20 protein-coding genes are annotated in these 20876 nt (G+C 63.2%); 9 read left to right on the top strand and 11 right to left on the bottom strand.

Annotated features, from left to right (window positions below; all coding sequences use genetic code 11):
• Positions 1-47: 47 nt before the first annotated feature.
• From NKI61_RS11335 to NKI61_RS11325, 3 genes are all read left to right on the top strand, one after another.
• Complete coding sequence (locus tag NKI61_RS11335) at positions 48-965, top strand: ABC transporter permease (RefSeq protein WP_352839546.1); 918 nt, start codon at positions 48-50, stop codon at positions 963-965.
• Positions 962-1786: an ABC transporter permease gene (locus NKI61_RS11330; RefSeq protein ID WP_023670071.1), complete on the top strand. Its 825-nt coding sequence runs from the start codon at positions 962-964 to the stop codon at positions 1784-1786. Before NKI61_RS11335 ends, NKI61_RS11330 begins: the two co-directional genes overlap by 4 nt.
• Before the next feature lie 91 nt (positions 1787-1877).
• A complete protein-coding gene (locus NKI61_RS11325; protein WP_352839544.1) occupies positions 1878-2951 on the top strand; it encodes an ABC transporter ATP-binding protein in 1074 nt (357 codons plus the stop codon).
• Between the two features lie 40 nt (positions 2952-2991).
• Here NKI61_RS11325 and NKI61_RS11320 read toward each other — a convergent pair whose 3' ends face one another.
• From NKI61_RS11320 to NKI61_RS11300, 5 genes are all read right to left on the bottom strand, one after another.
• Positions 2992-4287, bottom strand: coding sequence for a flavin monoamine oxidase family protein (locus NKI61_RS11320; protein WP_352839542.1), 1296 nt, complete (start codon positions 4285-4287; stop codon positions 2992-2994).
• Positions 4284-5360, bottom strand: coding sequence for an extracellular solute-binding protein (locus tag NKI61_RS11315; RefSeq protein WP_352839540.1), 1077 nt, complete (start codon positions 5358-5360; stop codon positions 4284-4286). The genes NKI61_RS11320 and NKI61_RS11315 overlap by 4 nt, the downstream gene beginning before the upstream one ends.
• A gap of 116 nt (positions 5361-5476) precedes the next feature.
• On the bottom strand, positions 5477-6559 hold the full coding sequence (locus NKI61_RS11310; RefSeq protein ID WP_023708596.1) for an ABC transporter substrate-binding protein: 1083 nt from the start codon (positions 6557-6559) through the stop codon (positions 5477-5479).
• 58 nt (positions 6560-6617) lie between these two features.
• A complete protein-coding gene (gene betI, locus NKI61_RS11305; RefSeq protein WP_023708595.1) occupies positions 6618-7298 on the bottom strand; it encodes a transcriptional regulator BetI in 681 nt (226 codons plus the stop codon).
• A 27-nt stretch (positions 7299-7325) separates the two neighbouring features.
• Positions 7326-8120 carry a class I SAM-dependent methyltransferase gene (locus NKI61_RS11300; protein WP_352839538.1) on the bottom strand — a complete coding sequence of 265 codons (795 nt, stop codon included), beginning with the start codon at positions 8118-8120 and terminating at the stop codon, positions 7326-7328.
• Between the two features lie 202 nt (positions 8121-8322).
• Between NKI61_RS11300 and NKI61_RS11295 the strand changes: the two genes are divergently transcribed.
• From NKI61_RS11295 to NKI61_RS11280, 4 genes are read left to right on the top strand one after another with little or no spacing between them, the layout of a single operon-like run.
• On the top strand, positions 8323-9942 hold the full coding sequence (locus NKI61_RS11295) for a phytoene desaturase family protein (protein ID WP_023708594.1): 1620 nt from the start codon (positions 8323-8325) through the stop codon (positions 9940-9942).
• Positions 9929-11494, top strand: a complete 1566-nt coding sequence (locus tag NKI61_RS11290; RefSeq protein WP_352839536.1) for a phytoene desaturase family protein — start codon at positions 9929-9931, stop codon at positions 11492-11494. The genes NKI61_RS11295 and NKI61_RS11290 overlap by 14 nt, the downstream gene beginning before the upstream one ends.
• 51 nt (positions 11495-11545) lie before the next feature.
• Positions 11546-12772, top strand: coding sequence for an aminomethyl transferase family protein (locus NKI61_RS11285; RefSeq protein ID WP_352839534.1), 1227 nt, complete (start codon positions 11546-11548; stop codon positions 12770-12772).
• 2 nt (positions 12773-12774) lie between these two features.
• Entirely contained in the window at positions 12775-13020 is a 246-nt protein-coding gene (locus NKI61_RS11280; protein ID WP_023690115.1) for a hypothetical protein, read from the top strand.
• Positions 13021-13023: 3 nt separating this feature from the next.
• On the opposite strand, the gene NKI61_RS11275 is transcribed toward NKI61_RS11280, so the two are convergent.
• The 4 genes from NKI61_RS11275 to NKI61_RS11260 form a co-directional block, all read right to left on the bottom strand.
• Positions 13024-14082 (bottom strand): dipeptidase, encoded by a 1059-nt coding sequence (locus NKI61_RS11275; RefSeq protein WP_352498123.1) that lies wholly within the window; start codon positions 14080-14082, stop codon positions 13024-13026.
• 249 nt (positions 14083-14331) lie between these two features.
• Positions 14332-14631 carry a GNAT family N-acetyltransferase gene (locus tag NKI61_RS11270; protein WP_023730787.1) on the bottom strand — a complete coding sequence of 100 codons (300 nt, stop codon included), beginning with the start codon at positions 14629-14631 and terminating at the stop codon, positions 14332-14334.
• Positions 14624-15256, bottom strand: coding sequence for an alpha/beta hydrolase (locus NKI61_RS11265; RefSeq protein ID WP_023696419.1), 633 nt, complete (start codon positions 15254-15256; stop codon positions 14624-14626). The genes NKI61_RS11270 and NKI61_RS11265 overlap by 8 nt, the downstream gene beginning before the upstream one ends.
• Before the next feature lie 4 nt (positions 15257-15260).
• Entirely contained in the window at positions 15261-16193 is a 933-nt protein-coding gene (locus NKI61_RS11260; RefSeq protein WP_023724468.1) for a VOC family protein, read from the bottom strand.
• 217 nt (positions 16194-16410) lie between these two features.
• On the opposite strand from NKI61_RS11260, the gene NKI61_RS11255 reads away from it, so the two are divergent.
• Positions 16411-17964, top strand: a complete 1554-nt coding sequence (locus NKI61_RS11255; RefSeq protein WP_352839531.1) for an alkaline phosphatase family protein — start codon at positions 16411-16413, stop codon at positions 17962-17964.
• Positions 17965-18041: 77 nt separating this feature from the next.
• Here the strand turns inward: NKI61_RS11255 and NKI61_RS11250 are convergent, their stop codons facing one another.
• The gene (locus NKI61_RS11250; RefSeq protein ID WP_352839528.1) at positions 18042-19346 is read right to left on the bottom strand and encodes a PRC-barrel domain-containing protein; all 1305 of its coding nucleotides are present in this window, start codon (positions 19344-19346) and stop codon (positions 18042-18044) included.
• A 257-nt stretch (positions 19347-19603) separates the two neighbouring features.
• Between NKI61_RS11250 and NKI61_RS11245 the strand changes: the two genes are divergently transcribed.
• Positions 19604-20524 carry a diacylglycerol/lipid kinase family protein gene (locus tag NKI61_RS11245; protein WP_352839526.1) on the top strand — a complete coding sequence of 307 codons (921 nt, stop codon included), beginning with the start codon at positions 19604-19606 and terminating at the stop codon, positions 20522-20524.
• A gap of 26 nt (positions 20525-20550) precedes the next feature.
• Here the strand turns inward: NKI61_RS11245 and NKI61_RS11240 are convergent, their stop codons facing one another.
• Positions 20551-20778, bottom strand: a complete 228-nt coding sequence (locus NKI61_RS11240; RefSeq protein WP_023693688.1) for a hypothetical protein — start codon at positions 20776-20778, stop codon at positions 20551-20553.
• Between the last annotated feature and the right edge of the window lie 98 nt (positions 20779-20876).

Below are 20876 nucleotides of genomic sequence, written 5' to 3'. Positions count from 1 at the left end.
GCGGAACAGTTCGAGCCAGCAACCGAGATCACGCCCGGGTCGCTGCAATGACGGTAGCTGCCGAAGGGGTGCCCACGCGGCGCATGACGCGAGCAAGGCGAAACGCCCTTCTGCAGTCCGAGTCCGTCCAGGGCCTTGCCCTGATCAGCCCGACCTTGGTCTACGCTTTGATCCTGCTGCTGGTGCCGATCCTGGTGGTCTTCGCCCACTCCTTCTGGACGCAGAACTACCTCACCATCGACCATACATTCACGCTGGAGAATTATCGCATCGCGCTGACCGAGCCGATCTACCGCGATCTGCTCTGGCGCTCGCTCTGCATTTCCCTGACGGTGAGCTTTTTCACCGTCATCCTCGCCTATCCGATCGCCTATTTCATCTCGTTCCATGGCGGTCGCCACAAGAGCCTGTGGCTGTTCCTGATCACCATCCCGTTCTGGACCAGCTATCTCCTGCGCGTGATGTCATGGAAAGTCATCCTCGGCTATAATGGCGTGCTGAATTCCGGCCTGATGGCCCTCGGCATCATCGACGAACCATCGACCGCGCTACTCTACAATTCCAGCGCCGTCATCATCACGCTCACACACGCCTGGGCGGCCTTCGCCATCCTGCCGATCTTCGTTTCGCTCGAGAAGGTCGACCGCACCTTGGTCGAGGCTGCCACCGATCTTGGCGACGGCCCGCTGCGCTCCTTCCTGCGCGTGACGCTGCCGCTGTCGGCGCCGGGCGTCATCTCGGCCGCTCTCATCGTCATGATCCCCACCGTCGGCGACTACGTCACCCCAAGGCTGGTCGGCGGCAAGGATGGCGTGATGATCGCCAATGCCATCGAGTCGCAGTTCCATAAGGCCTCCAACTGGCCACTCGGCGCGGCACTGTCCGTGACCACCATGCTGGTCGTGACGCTGATGGCGGGCGCCACCGTGCTCATCATCCGCGCGCTGCAGAGGCTGGCGCGATGACGGCGAGGCGGCGCCTTTTTCCCGGCGGCTGGCTGTCCGCCTACGCCTTCCTCTACGTCGTCTTTCTCTATCTGCCGGTGATCTTCCTGCCGATCTTCTCGATCAACACCGCGCCGACGCCAAAATTTCCTCTCACCGGCTATACGCTGAAATGGTACCAAGACCTGCCGAAGACGCCGGCGCTGCTTGACGCCGCCTGGAACAGCCTGATCGTCGGTATCTCGGCATCGGTGCTGGCGACGCTGCTCGGCATCCTCGCCGCCCGCTCGATCACCCGCTACCGCTATCCCGGCCGCCGCACAATCAATGGCCTGATCATGGCGCCGCTGGTGCTGCCGGAAATCATCCTCGCCATCTCCATGCTGCTGGTCATGCTGCAACTGGGCTTAAGCCTTTCGCTGTTCACCGTCGTACTCGGCCATGTCCTGATCTGCATTCCCTATTCGATGACGGTGCTGACCGCCGGTTTCGAGGGCTTTGACCGCAGCCTCGAAGAAGCCTCCGCCGATCTCGGCGAGAGTGCCTTCGGCACCTTCCGGCGGGTGACGCTGCCGATGGTGGCGCCGGCGATCATTTCCAGCCTCCTGGTCTGCTTCACCATCTCGCTCGACGAGTTCGTCATCGCTTTCTTCCTGACCGGCACCGAGACGACGCTGCCGATCTATATCTGGGGCCAGTTGCGCTTTGCCGCCAAGCTGCCGGGTGTGTTGGCGCTGGGCACGCTGCTGCTGGTTGCCTCTTTCGTTTTGATGACCGTTGCCGAGATCCTGCGCCGCCATGCGGCCAGACGCACCCAGAGCGAGGGAGGCCTCTATGCCTGAGCAGTCCCGGGCCGAACGGCCTCAGGATGAGCCATCCAAGCAAGATAAGTCCGAGCGGGCCCAATCTGATCGACCCCAAACCGACCGAGCAATGATCGAAATCCGCAGCGTTACCCGCAGCTATGGGGCGTTCAAGGCGCTCGACGACGCCTCGCTGACCATCAAGGAGGGCGAATTCTTTTCGCTGCTCGGCCCTTCCGGCTGCGGCAAGACCACGCTGCTGCGCATGATTGCCGGTTTCGACAACCCGACCAGCGGCTCGATCTCGGTCGGCGGCCAGTCGATGGAAGGCATCCCCGCCAACCGCCGGCCGACCAACATGGTATTCCAGAGTTATGCCATCTTCCCGCATCTCAATGTCGAGCAGAATGTCGCCTATGGGCTGAAACGGCTCAGGCTGGGAGGAACGGAAGAAAAGCGCCGCGTCGAGGAAGCGCTGGCGCAGGTGTCGCTCACCGGCCTCGGCAAACGCCTCGCCACCGAGCTTTCCGGCGGCCAGCGCCAGCGCGTGGCGCTCGCCCGCGCCTTGGTGATGCGGCCCAAGGTGCTGCTGCTCGACGAGCCGCTGTCGGCTCTCGACAAGAAATTGCGCGAGCAGATGCAGGTCGAACTGCGCCGCCTGCAGCAGGCGGTCGGCATCACCTTCGTGCTGGTCACCCATGACCAGTATGAGGCGCTCGCTATGTCCGACCGCATCGCCGTAATGTTCGGCGGCAAGATCGCCCAGGTCGCCTCGCCCAAGGAAATCTACCAGCGGCCGGTCAACCGCCAAGTCGCCGATTTCCTCGGCGGCATGAATTTCGTAAAAGCGCAGATCATAGAGGAGAATGCCGCCTCGCTGGTCGTCGACACGCTGGGCTTCGGCCGCGTCAGGACCGACAAGCCGAAGGCCTTCATGCGCAATGGCGGCGGCGCCACTCTGGGCATCAGGCCGGAGCGATTGCGCGTGCTGTGGGACAATGCGACGGCGAAATTCGAAGTGGCCGGCAAGGTGGTCGAACGCCACTATTTTGGCGAGATCACCCACCTGATCGTCGAGATACCCGGATTGGAAAAGCCACTGTCGGTCACCGAGACCAACGACTTCGGCGCCGACGATATCCCCGTCGGCACTTCGATCCGCCTCGGCTACGATCCCGAGGCCCTGGTGGCGATGGCGGACTGAGCATGATCCCGAAAAGTGGGAACCGGTTTTCGGAATAAGATCATGCTCCACTAAGAATTTTAAGTTCCGTCGCGATCTGTTTGGCTGCGATCCGCCCCATCACGATGGCGCCTTCGACATAGCCCGGGAATGACGGCGACAGTTCCGACGATGCGAAATGAACAGGATCTGCGCCGGCACGGATCGTGCGCTCGGCATCCCGTGCCGTCACATCGACAATAAGGTCGCTGTAGGCGCCGCCGCTCCAGCGGTCATCGATCCAGTCGCGCTGGCTGAAATCGACAATGTCGGCTGCCTCCGGCCCAAGGGCATCAACGAGCCTTGCCGTGACCTCCGCACGCAACGCCGCGTCCGCGAGCGGACGCCAATGCAAGGCCAGCGGTCCGCCGACGAAGACGACCAGCGCAGCATGTTGCGCATCCTTGCTGGCGTCACAAGCGAACAGGCCCGGCAGGTCGCGCCACATCACCATGCCGCAGAGGTCGCGCTTGCGCCAGAACGGCGTGGGATAGCGCACCAGGATCTTGATCACCGCACCGCTTTCCCAGACGCCGAGCGCCTTTGCGAGAGCTGGCGGCAGAGCGGGCGCGAAATCCAGCTTCGCGGCCCTCGCCGGCGGCAGCGCGACCAGCACTTTTCGCGCTTCGATGGCGCTGCCTGCCGAGACGGCACGAACCCCTTGCGGCCCGTGCTCGATGCGCGTAACCGGCTCGTTCAGCCGAACGCTATCGCCGAGATCTCCCGCCATGTCCTCGGCCAGCGACTGCATGGTTTCGAGCAGCGAATATTGCAGCTCGGGCACCTCGTTGGTGATGCGGCGGTCATTGTCGATGAGGTACCACAGCGGCACCTTGTCCATCGCCAGGCACCACAGGCCTTCGATCATCGAGCGGAAAGCCGTCTTGGCGTCAGTGGGATCATGCTGGCATTCGAGCCAGGCGGCAGCGCTCATGCCGGCGATCGAGGGATCGTCCGGCTCGATCGCATTCATCCGCTCGCGGATTGCCATCGCGCCATGATAGGTCCGTTCGGCCTCTTCGACCGACAGCGATGGATGGGTGATGAAATCGCCATTCACATAGGTTTCGACGAAGGCCTTGCCACGGGACGCGGCCAGCGCCGTCACCTCCGGCATGTCTTCGCAGAAAAACTGGCCGCCGCTGTCGATGCGCTCGCCAAGCCCGTTGCGAATAGCCTCGACCCTGCCGCCGACGCGGTCGCGTGCTTCGAGCAGCACGACATCGATGCCGGCCTTTCTCAGCTCAAGCGCAGCCGACAGGCCCGTGAAACCGGCGCCGACGATGACGACATCGGTTCTTTCAGTCCTGTCGCTCAATAGCCGGCCTTGATCTTCTCGAATTCCGTGACCATGCGCTGCTTGAGCTCAGGCGGCACCGGCTGCTGGAACAGCGTCTTGTCCAAGAACTTGTCGAGATTGTCGAAGCCACGGTCGCTCAGCACCTGATGGTCGATCGCGGCCATCCCGGCGCTGTTGCCGTGGCCGTAGCCGAAGGTCTTGACCAAGTAATCGGACACGGCATGCGCGTTGACCGCACTGAGGAAATCATAGGCCTGATCGAGCTTGCCCGGCGCATCCTTCATCAGCACATAGCCGCACACCCAGGTGGATATGCCTTCCCTCGTGTCGCGGTTCATGGCGATCGGCATGCCTTGGCCCTTGAGCGTCACGAAGGTCTCATTCCAGCCCCAGACGAGGTCGACCTCATTGCCGGTAAAGGCCTGGTTGAGGTCGGTGTCGTCGGTCCAGTAAAAGCGGACGTTCTTGTGGACGTCACGCAGGAAGGCGGACGCCTCCTGGAACTGCGCGTCGGTCATCTTGGTCCAGTCCTTGAGGCCGATGACCAGGCTGGCCAGCGCATAGGCGTCATCGACATTGTCGCCGATGGTGACGCGGCCCTTGAATTTGGGATCGGCGAAAATCTTCAGCGACTGCGCTTCCTCCGCCGTGACCTTGTCGGTGCGGTAGAGCAGCGAAGTGTTGCCCCAGTCGAACGGCATGAACCAGGCCTTGCCGTCGGCGGTGACGGCGAGATCCTTCATCGCCATGATGCCGGGATTGAGATCCTTCCAGCCGGCGATCCGCGAGGTGTCGAGCGGTTGCAGAATGCCGGCCTCGCGCCACTTGGTCACGCTTTGCGAGCAGGGGTGGGCGATGTCGGCCTTGAAGCCGGCGCGCATCTTCTGGAACGCTTCCTCCTCGTCGCCGAAGAAAGCAAAGGTCGGCTCGGCGCCGTATTTGGCGGTGTAGTCGGGGTGCAGCAACGGATCTTCATAGCCTGACCAGTCGAACACGACGAGGTCGCCGCCGCCTTCGGCATGAGCAAGCACGGCGCCGGCGCCGACTGTAAGAGCAGCGGCAAGGGCGAGGCGGCGAAGCATGGAATTCATGGCGCGAAACTCCTCATCGCGAAAAGCGGCCGGGCGACGTTACGGAATTTCAGCGGCCTTGGCGAGACCGTCTGCCCGGCGCACTGACAGGCAGACGGAGGAGGCCGGACAGAGCTTTAGTAGCCTGCCTTGATCTTCTCGAATTCGGCGATCATCTTGAGCTTGAGCGACGACGGCACGGGCGATTGGAACAGGGTCTTGTCGACGAATTTCTGCACGTCGTCATAGCCCTTTTCTTTCAGGATCGCCGGGTCGACGCCGGCCATGCCCTTGGCGTTGGCCTGGCCATAACCCCAGTCCTTGACCAGCACCTTGGCGGTCTCGGGATCGTTGATCGCGTTGAGGTAGTCATAGGCCTTGTCGACATTGCCGGGTGCGTCCTTGAACAGCACGTAGCCGCAGACCCAGGTCGAGATGCCTTCGTCCGTATCCTTCTTGGACTTGATCGGCACACCGGCAGCGACGGATTGTACTGTGGCATCGTTCCATGCCCAGGCGAGATCGACCTCGCCGCCGCTCAGCAACTGCACGACGTCGGTGGTATCGGTCCAGTAGGAGCGGACATTTTTGTGCACCTGACGCAGGAAGTCGGAAGCCTGCTTGAACTGGTTGTCCGTCATCTTGGTCCAGTCCTTGAGCCCGATGGCAAGGCTGGCCAGCGCATAGGCGTCGTCGACATTGTCGCCGATTGAGACCCGCCCCTTGAACTTGGGGTCGGCGAAGGCCTTCAGCGACTGCACATCCTTCGCGTCGATCTTGTCGGAGTTGTAGGTGAGCTGGGTGTTGCCCCAGTCCCACGGCATGAACCAGGCCTTGCCGTCCGAAGTGGTGGCCAGATCCTTCATCGCCATGATGCCGGGATTGAGATCCTTCCAGCCGGTGATCCTCGAGGTGTCGAGCGGCTGCAGCAGCCCCGCCTCACGCCACTTTGTCACGCTCTGCGAGCAGGGATGGCCAAGATCGGCCTTGAAACCGGAGCGCACTTTCTCGAAGGCTTCGTCCTCGTCGCCGAAGAAGGCGAAGGTCGGCGAGTCGCCGTTCTTCTCGACATATTTGGGGTGAAAGCTCGGGTCCTCATAGCCCGACCAGTCGAACACGATCAGGTCCTTGTCGGCGGCGACCGCAATCGCCGCGGCCGAACCAGCCAGCGTCGCCGTCAGCGCCAATGTCAGTGTCAGGCGTCGGGTTATTCTTTTAATGCTGTTCCATCCTCTTTGTTTTTGATTGTTCGCTCCGGCTTGGATCTGCCGGTTGTTGTCAACGTCCGCTGCCCGGCCGGTAGTGTTTCGGAAAGGCGGCCGACAGGAATTCGTTTGCCGCCTGCAGCGCGCTCTCACGGGTGACGTCCTCGGTCCCCATCATCAGCCGCAGCCACAAGCCCTCCAGCATGGCGCTGAGCGCGAGCGCCATCACCTGCGGCTCATAGGCATAACCACCGCCCTGCTTGAGCGTGGCACAGAGGTCGATGAAGATCTTCTGGTAGGCCGCGTCGCGTGCGCCGCACAGCGCCTGGTAGGTCGGCCGCGACTTGGCCTCGCCCCAGAACGCGCACCAGGCCGCGAGCTTGCGCTTGTTGCAGATCGAACGGTCGAAATCGGCGGCGACCAGCGCCCGCAGCTGCCGGGCTGGATCCTCGCCGGCCTTGGTCAGCGCGACGCGCCAATGCGCCGCATATTCGTCGGCCATATAGGCAAGCGTGGCGACGAGCAGCTTCTCCTTGCTCTCGAAATGGAAGTTGACGATGCCGCGCGACAGGCCGGCGCCGTCAGCGACATCGGCCATCGTCGTTTCCGAATAACCGCGCTTGGCCAGCGAATCGATGGTCGCTTCGATCAGCTGCTGTTGCCTGACCTCCTTCGACGCCTTGCGGCCGCGTTTTTCCGGTTCGGTTTTTCCAGACGTGTCGGAGGATCGCTCTTCGCGCGCTGCAGCTTTCATCGGTGCCGTCATGCTCCACATTGCCGGCTATCCCACCACAGCCGGCTTCCACCCGCGAAGATGAGTGGGACGGTGCTCGCCACTGTCAAGCACCTTCTGCATGGCCTCCCAGGTTCGTATGTTCTTGTCGATATAGGCCGCTCCGACTGCGGCTGCCGCCGTCTGGTAGAGCGGGCCTTTCAGCCTTTCCAGCTCGCCGCGCGCGACCTTGCGATACCAAGAATTGCGGTCTCTGACGGCGACATCGGCAAAGCCGGCGCTGCGCATCGCTTGCGCATAGCGTGCCGGCGAGGCCATGGCGAAGGACAGGCCTTCGGGCGCGACATAGGCCTTCATCTCAGATGACGGCTCGCCGTCATGGCCGATCAGCCAGTCGGAGGCGGCAAAGACGCCGCCCGGTTTCAGCACGCGGAAGATTTCGGCAAACAGCGCGTCCTTGTCACGCACATGCAAAAGCGCGTCCTTGGAGAACACAACATCGAAGGCGCCATCGGTGAAAGGCAGCGCTCCGGGTGACGCCTGGATGAAGCTGGCGCGGTCTGAGAGCCCGCGTGCAGCAGCCCGCGTTCTGGCCGCCTCGATCACCGGGCGTTCGATGTCGAAGCCGGTGGCATGGGCTGCACCGTGGCGCTCGATCAGATGCAACGCGATGCCGCCGGAGCCGCAGCCTATGTCGAGGATCGTCTTGCGCGACAGGCCTTCGACCACCCGGTCGACCTCGTCGGGTCCGCCCGGCGACAGATAACCCTCGCCCCACAGCGCCTCGAGGAAGCGGATCGCGGCGTCGTCATATTCCGGCTCGCCATCTGCCGTTTCGATCATCAGACTTTAAGTCCCATCAGCCGAATTGCGCAGGTTCGAATGCCGGCAAAGCGTAGCGTATTAACAGGAAAACGCAATATCATTTGTTGAACATTCATTCAGAACGGCTGGACAGAATAGCCGCTGCCGTGCCAAATTCCGCGCATTCGGCGACAAATCACGCGAAAAATGAAGGGTCGAGCACCATGAAGGCTGGGCGCGAATGAAAGCTTGGGATGCGATCGTCATCGGCGGCGGACACAACGGCCTGGTCAACGCCTGCTATTTGCAACGCGCCGGGCTCGACGTGCTGGTGGTGGAAAAGAACGACTGGGTCGGCGGCGCCGCCACCAGCCGCGAGCTGACGCCGGGCTTCCTCTACTCCAACTGCTCCTATGTCTGCTCGCTGTTTCGCCCCGAGATCATGCGCGACCTCGAACTGCCGCGCTTCGGCTTGCAGGTGATTTCCTATGAGGGCGGCGCCGTGTTCACGCGCGATGGCGACTACCTCGCCAACTACCGCGATCACGATGCGCACCGGCGCGAATTTGCCCGCTTCTCCAGGCGCGACGCCGAGGCCTATGACCGTTATTCGCGCGACGTGACGCGGCAGTGCCGCTTCATCCAGCCGCTGCTGATGCGCACCGCACCGGACCCGACCAGTCTCAAGCCGCGTGACCTCGGAGAGTTTCTCTATCTCGGCAGGAAATTCGCCGGCCTGTCATCAGAAGAAATGGCGCTGACGCTGCGCTTCTGGACCATGTCGATCTCGGAATTCCTGGACGAATATTTTGAGACCGATGTCATCAAGGCGAACTTCGCTTTGTCCGGCATTATCGGTACCGCGCTCGGGCCGATGTCGCCCGGCACGGCCTACGTGCTGCTGCACCACTATATGGGCGAGGTCGACGGCTCGGTCGGCGCCTGGGGCTATGCGCGCGGCGGCATGGGCGCTGTCACCAAGGCGCTCGCCGCTTCCTTCGAGGGGTCCGGCGGCACCATCCGTACCGGCGCCGAGGTCGACCATGTGCTGGTGAGCCGAGGCAAGGCCAAGGGCGTGGTGCTGGCCGGCGGCGAGGAGGTCTACGGCAAGCTCGTCGTCTCCAACGCCGACGCCAAACGCACATTCCTGAAACTGGTCGAGGAGAAGGAACTGCCCGATATTTTCCTGCGTCGGGTCAGGAACTTCAAGGTCCGCGGCTCGTCCGGCAAGGTCAACATCGCGCTGGATTCGCTGCCCGATTTCCCGGCACTGCCGAAGGATTCGCCCGTTTATCGCGGCGACATGCATTTCACCGACTCCATGGAGCGCATGGAGCGCGCCTATGACGACTGGAAGGCCGGTCGCTGGTCGGCCGACCCATTCCTCGACATGGTCATCCCAACGACGCTCGACCCGACCATGGCGCCGCCGGGCAAGCATTTCATGAGCTGCTTCGTGCAGTACGCGCCGCCCAAGGTGAACGGCCGCGACTGGACCGATACCGACCGCGACGGCTTCGCCGAAAGCGTGGTCGCGCAGATCGCGGAATACTCGCCGGGCTTCCGCGACCGCATCGTTCACATGGAGGTTCGCACGCCGCGCGAGATCGAAGCCGAGGTTGGGCTGACCGAAGGCAATATTTTCCAGGGCGAGCTGACCTTCGACCAGCTGCTGTTCAACCGGCCGGTGCCGGGCTACGCGCAATACCGTTCGCCGGTCGGCGGGCTCTATATATGCGGATCCTCGACCCATCCCGGCGGCGGCGTCATGGGCGCGCCCGGCCGCAATGCGGCAGCCGAAATCCTGCGCGATCTCGCCAAATCGACCTCCCATATGAGCCCGGCCCATGACGTCATTTGATGCCATCATCATAGGCGGCGGCCATAACGGCCTTGTCGCTGCCGCCACTCTGGCGAAAGCCGGCCGCAAGGTGCTGGTGCTGGAAGCCGCTGGCGATGTCGGCGGCGCGGCGCGCACCGAAGAGTTTGCGCCGGGTTTTCGGGTCTCCTCGATCGCGCATGTGCTGAACCGCCTGCACCCCGACGTGGTGAAGACATTGGAGCTGGAGAAACACGGGCTGCAGGTCACCCGTACAGACTTCATGCCGTCGGTCGCCTTGGCGAAGGACGGCCCGCCGCTTGTCCTGCATGGCGCCTATGGCGAAGTGCTGACCGGCTCCACTCCGTCCGAGCAGTCCGCCTGGAAGGAATTGCGCGCGCAACTTCTGCGCTATGCCGGCATCCTGAAACCGTTCCTGTCGCGGCGCCCGCCCGATCTCGGTGGCATGTCGCTGCTTGAAACCGCAGCGCTCGGCCAGACGGTCGTGGCGCTGAAAAAGCTCGGCAAGGAAGACATGCGCGACTTCCTGCGCGTTCTCCTGATGAACGTCGCCGACCTGCTCGACGAGCAGCTTGCCGATATCAGGCTGAAGGGCCTGCTTGCCTTCGACGCCACGCTTGGTAGCCATCTCGGCCCGCGTTCGCCGACCTCCCTGCTCGGCCTCTACTATCGGCTGGCCGGCGAGACCGGCGGTGCGGCAGGGGCACAGATGCTGCCGAAAGGTGGCATGGGTGCGGTCGTCGCCGCGATCCGCGCGGCGGCGGAGCAAGCCGGCGTCACCATCCGCACGGCAGCGCCCGTGGCCAGGATAGTCGTCGAGAAAGGCCGCGCCGTCGGCGTGACCCTCGACAGCGGCGAGGTGCTGCAAGCCAGAACCATCATCTCCGCCATCAACCCGGCGACCACCATGCTCGGCCTGGTCGGGTCACGCGAGATCGGCACCGGCTTCGTGCGCAAGGTGAAGAACATTCGCATGAAGGGCGATGCGGCCAAGCTCCATCTGGCGCTCGACCGGCCGCCGCACTTCGCCGGCGTCGACGCCGCCAGCCACAAGGGCCGTCTGGTCATCGCGCCCTCGGCCGACCATGTCGAGCGCGCCTTCAACCCGTCAAAATATGGCGAGTTCTCAGCCGAACCGGTGATGGAGATCACACTGCCGTCGCTCTCCGACCCGTCGCTCGCGCCAAGCGGCGCCTACGTGCTGTCGGCGATCGTGCAATACGCGCCTTATGCGCTGAAAGAGGGTTGGGATGCCGGCAAGCCGAAATTCCTCAAGGCTGTTATGGCGCAGCTCGAAGCGTACGCCCCCGGTATCGGCAAGTCCGTGCTGCATGCCGAGCTTTTGACGCCAGCCGATATCGAAGCCAATTGCCGCATGCCGGGGGGCCATTGGCACCACGGCGAATTGCAGGCCGACCAGATGTTGATGTCGCGGCCGGTCTCCGGCTGGTCGGGCTACGACACGCCGATCGAGGGGCTGTTCCTGGCCGGCGCCGGTTCGCATCCAGGCGGCGGCGTTTCGGGTGCTCCCGGTTTGAATGCGGCGCGGCGCATCATCGCGGTGAAGGGATGATCGGATGTTTCAGCCAGTCAACGCCGCACTCTACGGCGAAGGAATGCCGTCATGACGAGTCCGATCAACAACGCCGCCCACCCCACAGCGCAGTCGCATTTCCGCACACTGCGTCTCGGCACGCCGTTCCAGCCGCGCATCGATGCGCTGGCCAAAACTCAGGACTGGTACAATTGGGCCGGCTATCGCGCGCCGCATTCGCTGTGGGACGAGGAACTCGAATATTTCGCCATCCGCAGCCAGGCGGCTTTGTTCGACATCTCGCCGATGACCAAATACCGCATCGAGGGGCCGGATGCCGAAGCCTTCCTCGATCGCGTCACGCTGCGCGATGTCACCAAGCTGAAACCGGGCCGCGTCCACTACACCGCATGGTGCGACGACGAAGGTTTTGTCCTCGATGACGGCACGCTGTTCCGGCTGTCGCCGACCCGCTTCCGCCTGTGTTCGCAGGAGCGGCACCTGCCCTGGCTGCTGGACAGCGCGACCGGCTTCGAGGTGACAGTCGAGGAAGAGACTGGAAGCGTCGCTGGTCTCGCTCTGCAAGGCCCAACCTCCTTCGCCGTGCTGCACGAGGCGGGTTTCGCCGGCGTTGAAAAACTCAAAGTGTTCGATCTCGCCGAATTCCCGCACGATGGCGGCACTATCACCATCTCGCGCACCGGCTTCACCGGCGATCTCGGCTACGAACTGTTCGTGCCGGCCGAAAAAGCGCTCAGCCTCTGGGACCGCCTGATGACGGCAGGCGAACTGCGCGGCATCCGCGCCATCGGCTACGCCGCCCTCAACCGCGCCCGGCTGGAAGCCGGCCTGATCGTCGCCAATGCCGACTTCACCACCGCAGACCATGCCATTCGCGCCGACCGTCTGCGCATGCCGGACGAGATCGGTCTCGGCTTTATGGTCGACCTGGGAAAAGGCCATTTCAACGGCCGCCGCGCCATCCTCGAAGCCCGTGCCAAACGCAGGCTGCGCCACATGCTGGTCGGGCTGGAGATCGAAGGCAACATCCCGGCCGAGCACGCCATCGTCTACCACAAGAAGCATCAGGAGGTCGGGCTGGTCAGCGCCGCCATCTGGTCGCCGATGGCCAAGCGCAATATCGCCATCGCCTCGCTGACGCGTCCCTATGGTGATACGATGGTGGAAGACCTCTGGGTCGAGATCTACGCCATGCGCGAGTTGCAGTACCAGAAGCTGATGAAGCGGGCCAAGGTGGTGGCCCGTCCTTTCATCAAGCTCGACCGCCGCACCGCCAATCCGCCGGCGGATTTCTGATCATGGCCGACGAACCGGATGATGAGACGGAAGCCGCCGAACAGTGGCAGCTGGTCAACACGCCGCTCGGCGAAAAATGGTCGGGTCGTACCCGCTATGCCGCCGCCATGTACTTCTACAAGCGCGGCGAAATGAGCGCCGAGACGCTCGAAGTCTACCGCATCTGCGCGCGGTTGGACTGGGAGAACCCGCTGCCGATGATCAGGGATCGCGGCGGCCAGGATTGGCTGAAGCGCATGGGCGCTTAAGCCTCAGCCTATGGTTCTTTCGAGAACGCTCAGCCAGTTGCGATAGGCGATCTTCTCGATCAACGCGCGTCCGAAACCGCGCGCGGCCAGCGCATCTATCAGCTTCGGCAGACCGGCAACGTCGCCGATGACCGCCGGGATCATGGCGCCGTCGAAATCGGAGCCGAGACCGACGCCGTCCTCGCCCAGCGCCTGCAGCAGCGAGTCGACATGGCGCACCATGATGTCGAGGCTGGTGTCCGAGTTCATCCGTCCGTCTTCGCGCAGGAAGCCGGTGGCGAAGTTGAGCCCGACCATGCCGCCGGTCTCGCGGATAGCGCCGAGCTGCCAGTCCGTCAGGTTGCGCGAATGGGTGCACAGCGCATGCACGTTCGAATGGGTGGCGACCAGCGGCGCATCGCTGAGTGCGGCGACATCGCGAAAGCCCTTTTCGTTGAGATGCGACAGGTCGACCATGATCTTGAGCTGATTGCAGGCCTTGATCAGCGCCTTGCCGGCATCGGTCAGCCCCGGTCCGGTATCGGGCGACGACGGAAAGCGGAACGGGACGCCGTGGCCGAAGGCGTTGGGGCGGCTCCAAACAATGCCGAGCGAGCGCAGGCCGGCTTCGTAGAGCACGTCGAGCAAGGTAAGTTCGGGATCGATCGCCTCGACGCCTTCAATATGAAACACCGCCGCGATCGAACCTTTCGCCATCGCCTCGCGAATGTCACCGGCACTGCGGCAGACGGTCAGCGCCCCCGCTCGCTCCAGCCGAAACAGGATCGAGGCCATGCCGATGGTGGAATTGAGCGCATCAGCGCGCGGCAGTTCCGGCGGCAACGGCTCATTGTCGCTCGGCGCCGGCGGCACCGCAGAGCGTTTGCTCTTCTCGACCGGCGGTGGAAAGATCGCGAACATGCCGCCGGCAAAGCCGCCCTTCTTGGCGCGCGGCAGATCTATATGACCGCCCTGCGTCCCCTCGATGAACAGCTTTTCGACGTCTGTGTCTTTCGACTGGTACAGTCGCAGCAGCGTGTCGTTGTGGCCGTCGAAGACGGGGACGAGATCGGATTCGGTCATCAGGAAGCCATTCGGTCAGTTGGCAGGAGCGGACGAACCGCAGCGAACTGTGTACTTAGGCAAGAAGGCCGAACTGCGCAAATGCCAGAGAGGCGTTCGCTCTTGTGGCTGAGCGACTCCGACCACCTGCCGGTCCCCGCTGCTTCGCAGCGTCCCGGCGTTCGCCGGCCTTTCATCATGCCACCGGCACGATGAATTCGCCTGCGGCGAACCGGCTGCTCACCCCACAAGGGGGGAAGGGAAAAAGGTCTATTGCTTCAGCACATCCGCCCATTCCGGATGGCGGCGGAACTGGGCGTTGGCGAAGGGGCAGAGCGGGATGATCTTCTTGCCCACTGCCCGCGCGTCCTCGACGGCGCGTGTGACAAGCCGAAGGCCGGCGCCCTGGCCGCGAAACACGTCCGGCACTTCGGTGTGATCGATGATGATCTGGTGCTCGCCGACCTTGGTGAAGGTCATTTCCGCCTCGGCGCCACCGGGCCTGCGCAGGACATAACGTCCCTTCGAGCCGCGGTCCTCGAGTTCGATCTCAGGCAATTCGTCAGGCATCGCTTGCTCCTTCAACCGGCACGGCAGCGAAAAGCCGCCTTGCCGCTTCAATCTCGTTTGGCCGAATTTCGTGGCCGCCATCGTGCCACTCCACTGTGACATCGGCGCTATCGGCACGCAAATAGGCTTCCAGCCGCGACGTCAGATTGGGCGGGCAAATCGGATCGCGTTTGCCGGCGGTGACCAGGATGCGGCGTCCGGCAAGGCTGCCCTGCACCTGCGGTTCGAACGGGATCAGCGGGTGCAACAGCACCGCCGCATCGAACAGCTCGGGCGCGGCGAACACTACGGACGCCAGGATGTTGGCGCCGTTGGAATAGCCGAGACCCAAGACCGAAGATGGCCTTGCCGCTGCCACCTGCGCCTTGATGAAACCGGCCATCTTGCCGGTCGCCCGCGCGAGGTCGTCCATGTCGTAGACGCCCTCGCCGGTGCGGCGGAAGAAACGCGCCGCACCATGCTCGGAAACATCGCCGCGCGGCGATACGATCGTCGCCTGTGGCGCGAGGTCGCGCCCGAGCGACAGCAGTTGGCTCTCGTCCGCGCCGGTGCCGTGAAAGACGAAGAGCAGCGGGCCGCCGGGCGAACCCGGCAGCGCCTTATGGATGTAAGCTTCCTTGCTCATCGTCTCAGCCTTCCAGCTTCTGCAGATGCTCTTCAAGATAGGGCCGCAGATGCTGGTGCTGCGTCGGCAGTTTCAGGGCTTCGCCGAGATGGGCGGTGTCCTCGTCGCGGTCGAAGCCCGGCTCATTGGTGGCGACTTCGAACAGCACGCCGCCCGGCGTTCGGAAGTAGATCGCCCAGAAATAGTCGCGGTCGATCACCGGCGTCACGCCATAACCCGTATCGATCAGCGCCTTGCGCACTTCGAGCTGCTGGGCGCGGTTCTCCACCGCGAAGGCGACATGGTGGACCGAGCCGGCACCGAGATTGGCAAAGCCCGCGGTAGGAAGCGATTCGATATCGACGACATCAGCGCCGTTGCCGTTCTTGATGGCGAGCCGGCTGACACTGCCGGACTTGTCCACTTGCTCATAGCCCATGAACTTCAACAGCTCTTCCGTGGCGCCACCATCCTTCAATCTGAGCGAGACCGAGTGGAAGCCGCGTATCGCCTCATCAGCGGGAATGCCGCCTTTCAACCATGGCGCGCGGCTGTCCGCCTTGTCTTCGACCAGCGCGAAACCGTCGCCGTCGGGACCGGCGAAGGCCAGCCGCTTCTCGCCGAACGTCTCTTCGCGGGAGACACCCGCAACGCCTTCATCGGCGAAGCGCTTTTCCCAATAGCCGAGCGTGCCGGCCGGCACCGAATAGGCCGTGGTACCGACTTCCCCGACGCCATGGCGGCCCCTGGCAATGTCCGGGAACGGAAAATAGGTCATCACCGAGCCGGGCGTACCGTGCTCGTCACCATAATAGAGGTGATAGACATCTGGCGCGTCGAAGTTGACGGTCTTCTTGACCCGGCGCAGGCCGAGCTTGTGCGTGAAGAAATTATTGTTCTGGCGCGCATCGCCGGCCATCGACGTCACGTGATGCAGGCCCTTGATCTGGTCGAGCATTGTCTTGCTCCTTCCCTTCGGTTTGCGGCTCTTGCCGCTGTCCACGCCTATATGAGGGGCCGCCTGGCAATGGCAAAGGCGGCAAACTCAGAATGGACTGTATCCCAATAGTGAACAGCAGGAAATTTTCGTTCACCATTTAAGCAAGACTGACAGGCTTGCGCTGCCGCCAAATTCCGGTTCATTGAACGTCTTCCCGACGTGACAGGATAGAGCATTGGCCGCGAAAAGCAGACGCCCGAACATCCTATTGATCTCCTGCGACCAATGGCGGGGCGATTGCCTGTCGGCTGCCGGCCATGCCGTGGTGAAGACGCCGAATGCCGATGCGCTCGCCGCCGAAGGCGTCCTTTTCATGCGGCATTACGGCGGCGCGGCGCCCTGCTCGCCGGCCCGCGCGTGCCTCTACACCGGCCTCTACCAGATGAACAATCGCGTCTGCCGCAACGGCACGCCGCTCGACGCCCGCCACGGCAACATGGCGCTTTCGGCCCGCGCCCTCGGCTATGATCCGACTTTGTTCGGCTACACCGACGTCTCGCCCGATCCGCGCACGATGGCGCCGGGCGATCCCCGGCTGAAAAGCTATGAGGGCGTGCTGCCCGGCTTCAGCGTTCGCCAGTTCCTGCCTGAGCATCAGAAACCATGGCTGTCATGGCTGAAGGCACGTGGCGTCGACACCAGCGCGGGCTCTCCCGGCATTCACCGCCCCGTAGGCGGGGAAGCGGGCGACGCCGTGACCAGCGCGCCGCCTGTCTATTCCAGGGACGAGACGCCGACCGCTTTTCTTGCCGGCGAATTCATTCGCTGGCTGGACGAACAGGATTCGCCATGGTTCGCGCATGTCTCCTTCATCAGCCCGCATCCGCCCTTTGTCGTACCGCAGCCCTACAACACGCTGTATGATCCGGCGGACGGACCGCCCTTCCGCCGTGCCGAGACTTGGCAGGCAGAGGCGCAAAGGCATCCCTATCTGGCTTACGACCTTGGTCGCCGGAAGCGGAGAAGCTTCCGCCCCGGCACCGACGGCCACGTGCGCGACTGGGGCGACGACAACATCCGGGCCATCCGCGCGATCTATTACGGCATGATCTCGGAGGTCGACGCGCAGCTTGGCCGCATCTGGCAAGCGATCAAGACGGCGAATGCATGGGATGACACCATCATCGTGCTGACTTCGGACCACGCCGAGATGATGGGCGACCATTTCATGCTGGGCAAAGGCGGCTTCTTCGACGGCAGCTATCACATCCCATTGATCGTGCGCGACCCACGACGCGGCAATGCAGCCGGCTCGATCGTCAACCACTTCACCGAGGCAGTCGACATCTTTCCGACTTTGCTCGATCTGCTTGACGCCGACGCCCAGCTGCATCTCGACGGCCGCTCGCTAAAACCGTTCCTGCAAGATGAACCGCCTAAGGATTGGCGCGACGCGGCGCATTGGGAGTTCGACTTCCGCTCGATTGCCAGCGGTGAGGCCGAACGGCATTTCGGCATCGGCTCGCGCCAGTGCAACCTCGCCGTCATCCGTACGGAAAAATTCAAATACGTGCATTTCGGCGGCGGCCTGCCGCCGCTGCTCTTCGACATGGAGAAGGATCCGGGCGAACTGGCCAACGTTGCCGCCGACCCGGCCTATCTCAGCGTGCGGCTTGAATTTGCCGAGCGGCTGCTTGCCTGGCGCGCCGAGCATCTCGACCAGTCGCTGGCGCTTGCAGAGCTGACGGACGAGGGGGTGGTGGGTATGTGGGTAGGCAGTAGGCAGTAGGCAGTAGAATGTTCCTGGCGGCCTGGTGCCTGATCGCCTAGTTTTCGCCTACTGCCTAATCCCTACTGCCTATTCCCTTACTGTACCATCATCCGCTGCTGGTCGCGCTTCTCGGCATAGCTGCCCTTGTCATAGGCGGCCTGCGCCTGCAACTGCTCCTTGGTGAAGTTGGTGTAGAGATATTTGTTGCCGTCCTTGTCGGTCATGAATTTGAGCTTGTCCATGCCGACCGCGACCTCCTTGGCGCCGATGCCTAGAAAGCCGCCGACATCGATGATGACGGCATCCGGCTTGCTGTCGGGCGTGAGCACGACGTCGCCGATCTCGCCGACCTTGGCGTCGTTGGCGCCATAGACGGTGGTGCCCTTCAGGTCGTCGCCTCTGATGTTGCCGACCGGCATTTCGGTCAGTGTCGACTTGTCGATCGCTGCCGTTTGCGTCGGATCGGTGGCTTTTGTACCGGCCGGAGCTTCCGCGGTCTTGTCCGCTGGCTGAGCATTGTCAGCCGGTGCAACGGCCGTCGGGGCAGCGGGAGCAGTCGGCTGCGTTGCGTCGGAGGTTGTCGTCACCGGCGCCGGATCATAGGGCTTGCGGTCGAAATCAGGCTGCGCCTGCAGTTCCTCCTTGGTCGTCTGCGCCACCAGCCAGCGATCGCCGTTCTTTTCGGCCCACCGCGCCTTGGCGAAATCATAGGTGACGTTCTTTTCACCCATGCCGAGGAAGCCGCCGACGCCGATCACCAGCGACTGCGCCTTGCCATCCTTGGTCAGCACGATGTCGTTGACGTCGCCGATATTCTGGGCATCGTCGCCAGTGCCATTGTAGACATTCTCGCCGATGATGTTGGTTGCGAGATTGCCGTCAGCGCGTTTCACCGCCGGTTCTGACGGCGCGGCGTTGAGATCAACCGGCTTCTGCGGGTCGTTCTGCGCCGTGGAAGCAGTGGCCGGGGCCGGATCGTAGGGCTTGCGGTCGAAATCGGCCAGCGCCGTCAACGCTTCTTTCGTCGTCTCGGCGACGAGCCAGCGGTCACCATTCCTCTCGACCCATTGCAACTTGCCGTAGTCGAAGGCGACGTTCTTGCTGCCTATGCCGAGGAAGCCGCCAACGCCGATAATGGCGGATTTCGCCTGGCCGTTTTCATCGAGGACGACGTCGCTGACGTCACCGATCTTCTGCGCATCGTCGCCAGTGCCATTGTAGACGGACTCGCCGATGATATTGGTCATCAGCGCGCCGTCGGCCTGTTGCGGCGCCGGCGCGATGGTAGCAGGGGCTTCAGCCGGCGCTGGGGTCGTCGCCGGGGCCGTCGTTGACTGCGCAAACGCACCGGTAGCGATCAGCGTTGCGAGTGCAGTCGTCGCGAACAGTGTGCGGATCATGATTAAGTCTCCTCTTGCGTGATCTCATGCGCGCCGCAATCGGCAAACCACTTGCCGGGAGACCGAAGGCGGCGCCTCCAATGGGATCACAACGTTGTGACAAGGCGCTTGTTCCGAAAAAACGGGAGCATCGAAATACCCTGGGCAAGTCCGCGGAATCGCCCGACATTCCGCCCGGCCGATGGAACCTTTGCCAAGCTTGCCCGTTTCAGCCTGCGGCTGGCATTCCGGCCGCTAAAAAGAATACGGAGCGGGGCATGCGATTTGCAGCGGTGCTGAACCGGGACGGCGGCACCTTGCGGACCACCGATCTTTCCGCGCTAACAGACCGAATGCGCCAGACGCTCGAGGCGGCTGGTCACTCCGTCGATATCGACATCGTCGCCGGCAAGGAGATTGTCGCGGCGCTCGACAAGGTCGCCGCGCGGCGCGACATCGACGTCGTGCTGGCCGGTGGCGGCGACGGCACCATTTCGGCCGCCGCGGGGCGGCTGATGAATGACAAGAAGGCGCTGGCCGTCCTGCCTGCAGGAACCATGAACCTGTTCGCCCGCGGCCTTGGAATTCCGCAGACCATCGATGGCGCGCTGAAGTCCTTTGCCGACGGCGAGATCATGGCGGTCGATATCGCGAGCGCGAATGGCCGGCCGTTCGTGCATCAGTTCTCGATCGGCCTGCACGCCAGGATGGTGAAGCTGCGCGACAATATGGAATTCGCCTCGCGCCTGGGAAAGATTCGCGCTTCGGCCAAGGCCGCTTGGACGACGATCAACAATCCTCCAGCCATGAAGGTGACATTGACGGTCGGCGAAGCCGAGATCGTGACCCGCATCAGCGGCATCGGCATTTCCAACAATCTGTTTGGCGAAGGCCATCTGCCTTATGCCGACAATCCTGCCGGCGGCGTGCTCGGCATCTATGTCACCGTGGCGAGGCAGCGTGGCGAGCTGGTCAAGGCCCTCTTCGACATGGCTCGAGGCAGGTGGCGCGACAGCGATCATGTCGAAACCCATCAGGCCGACAAGGCAATCGTGAAAATCCATACAGGAAGCAAGAAATTCGGCGCCGTCATAGACGGCGAACTGGTCAAGCTGGAGCGTGAAACGACAATCCAGATCCACCCTGGCGCACTGAACGTCCTGGTTCCGGCGCAAGCCGCCCAGGCGAAGGCCGCCTGATGCGATTACGAATGACGAGGAAAACCCTAGCCGCCCGACTGCCCCTCGCCGGCTGGCGCGCTCTGGTCGGCCGGCGCGGTCTGGCCGGTGGGCTGCCCCTGGCTTTCAGGGGTATCTGGATCGATCTTTTGGCCATAAATCTCGGCCGCTCCCCAAGCAATGAAAGCCAGGAGCAACGCGGCGACCAATATGCGCAGGCCGTGCCAACCCCAGCGCCCCTGACGGGCTTTGTTTTCAGGGGCGATCTTGGTCATCGGCGGCGTTCCTATCGCGCAACCGGGATGGTGGATAAAACCATCGCCGGCGAAACATGGTGGGGTAACGATTGCTTGCTACAAAAGTTCCGGCGCGC

Source organism: Mesorhizobium sp. M0514, assembly GCF_040321145.1.
Lineage (GTDB): Bacteria > Pseudomonadota > Alphaproteobacteria > Rhizobiales > Rhizobiaceae > Mesorhizobium.
This window is presented reverse-complemented; position numbering and strand designations above follow the sequence as displayed.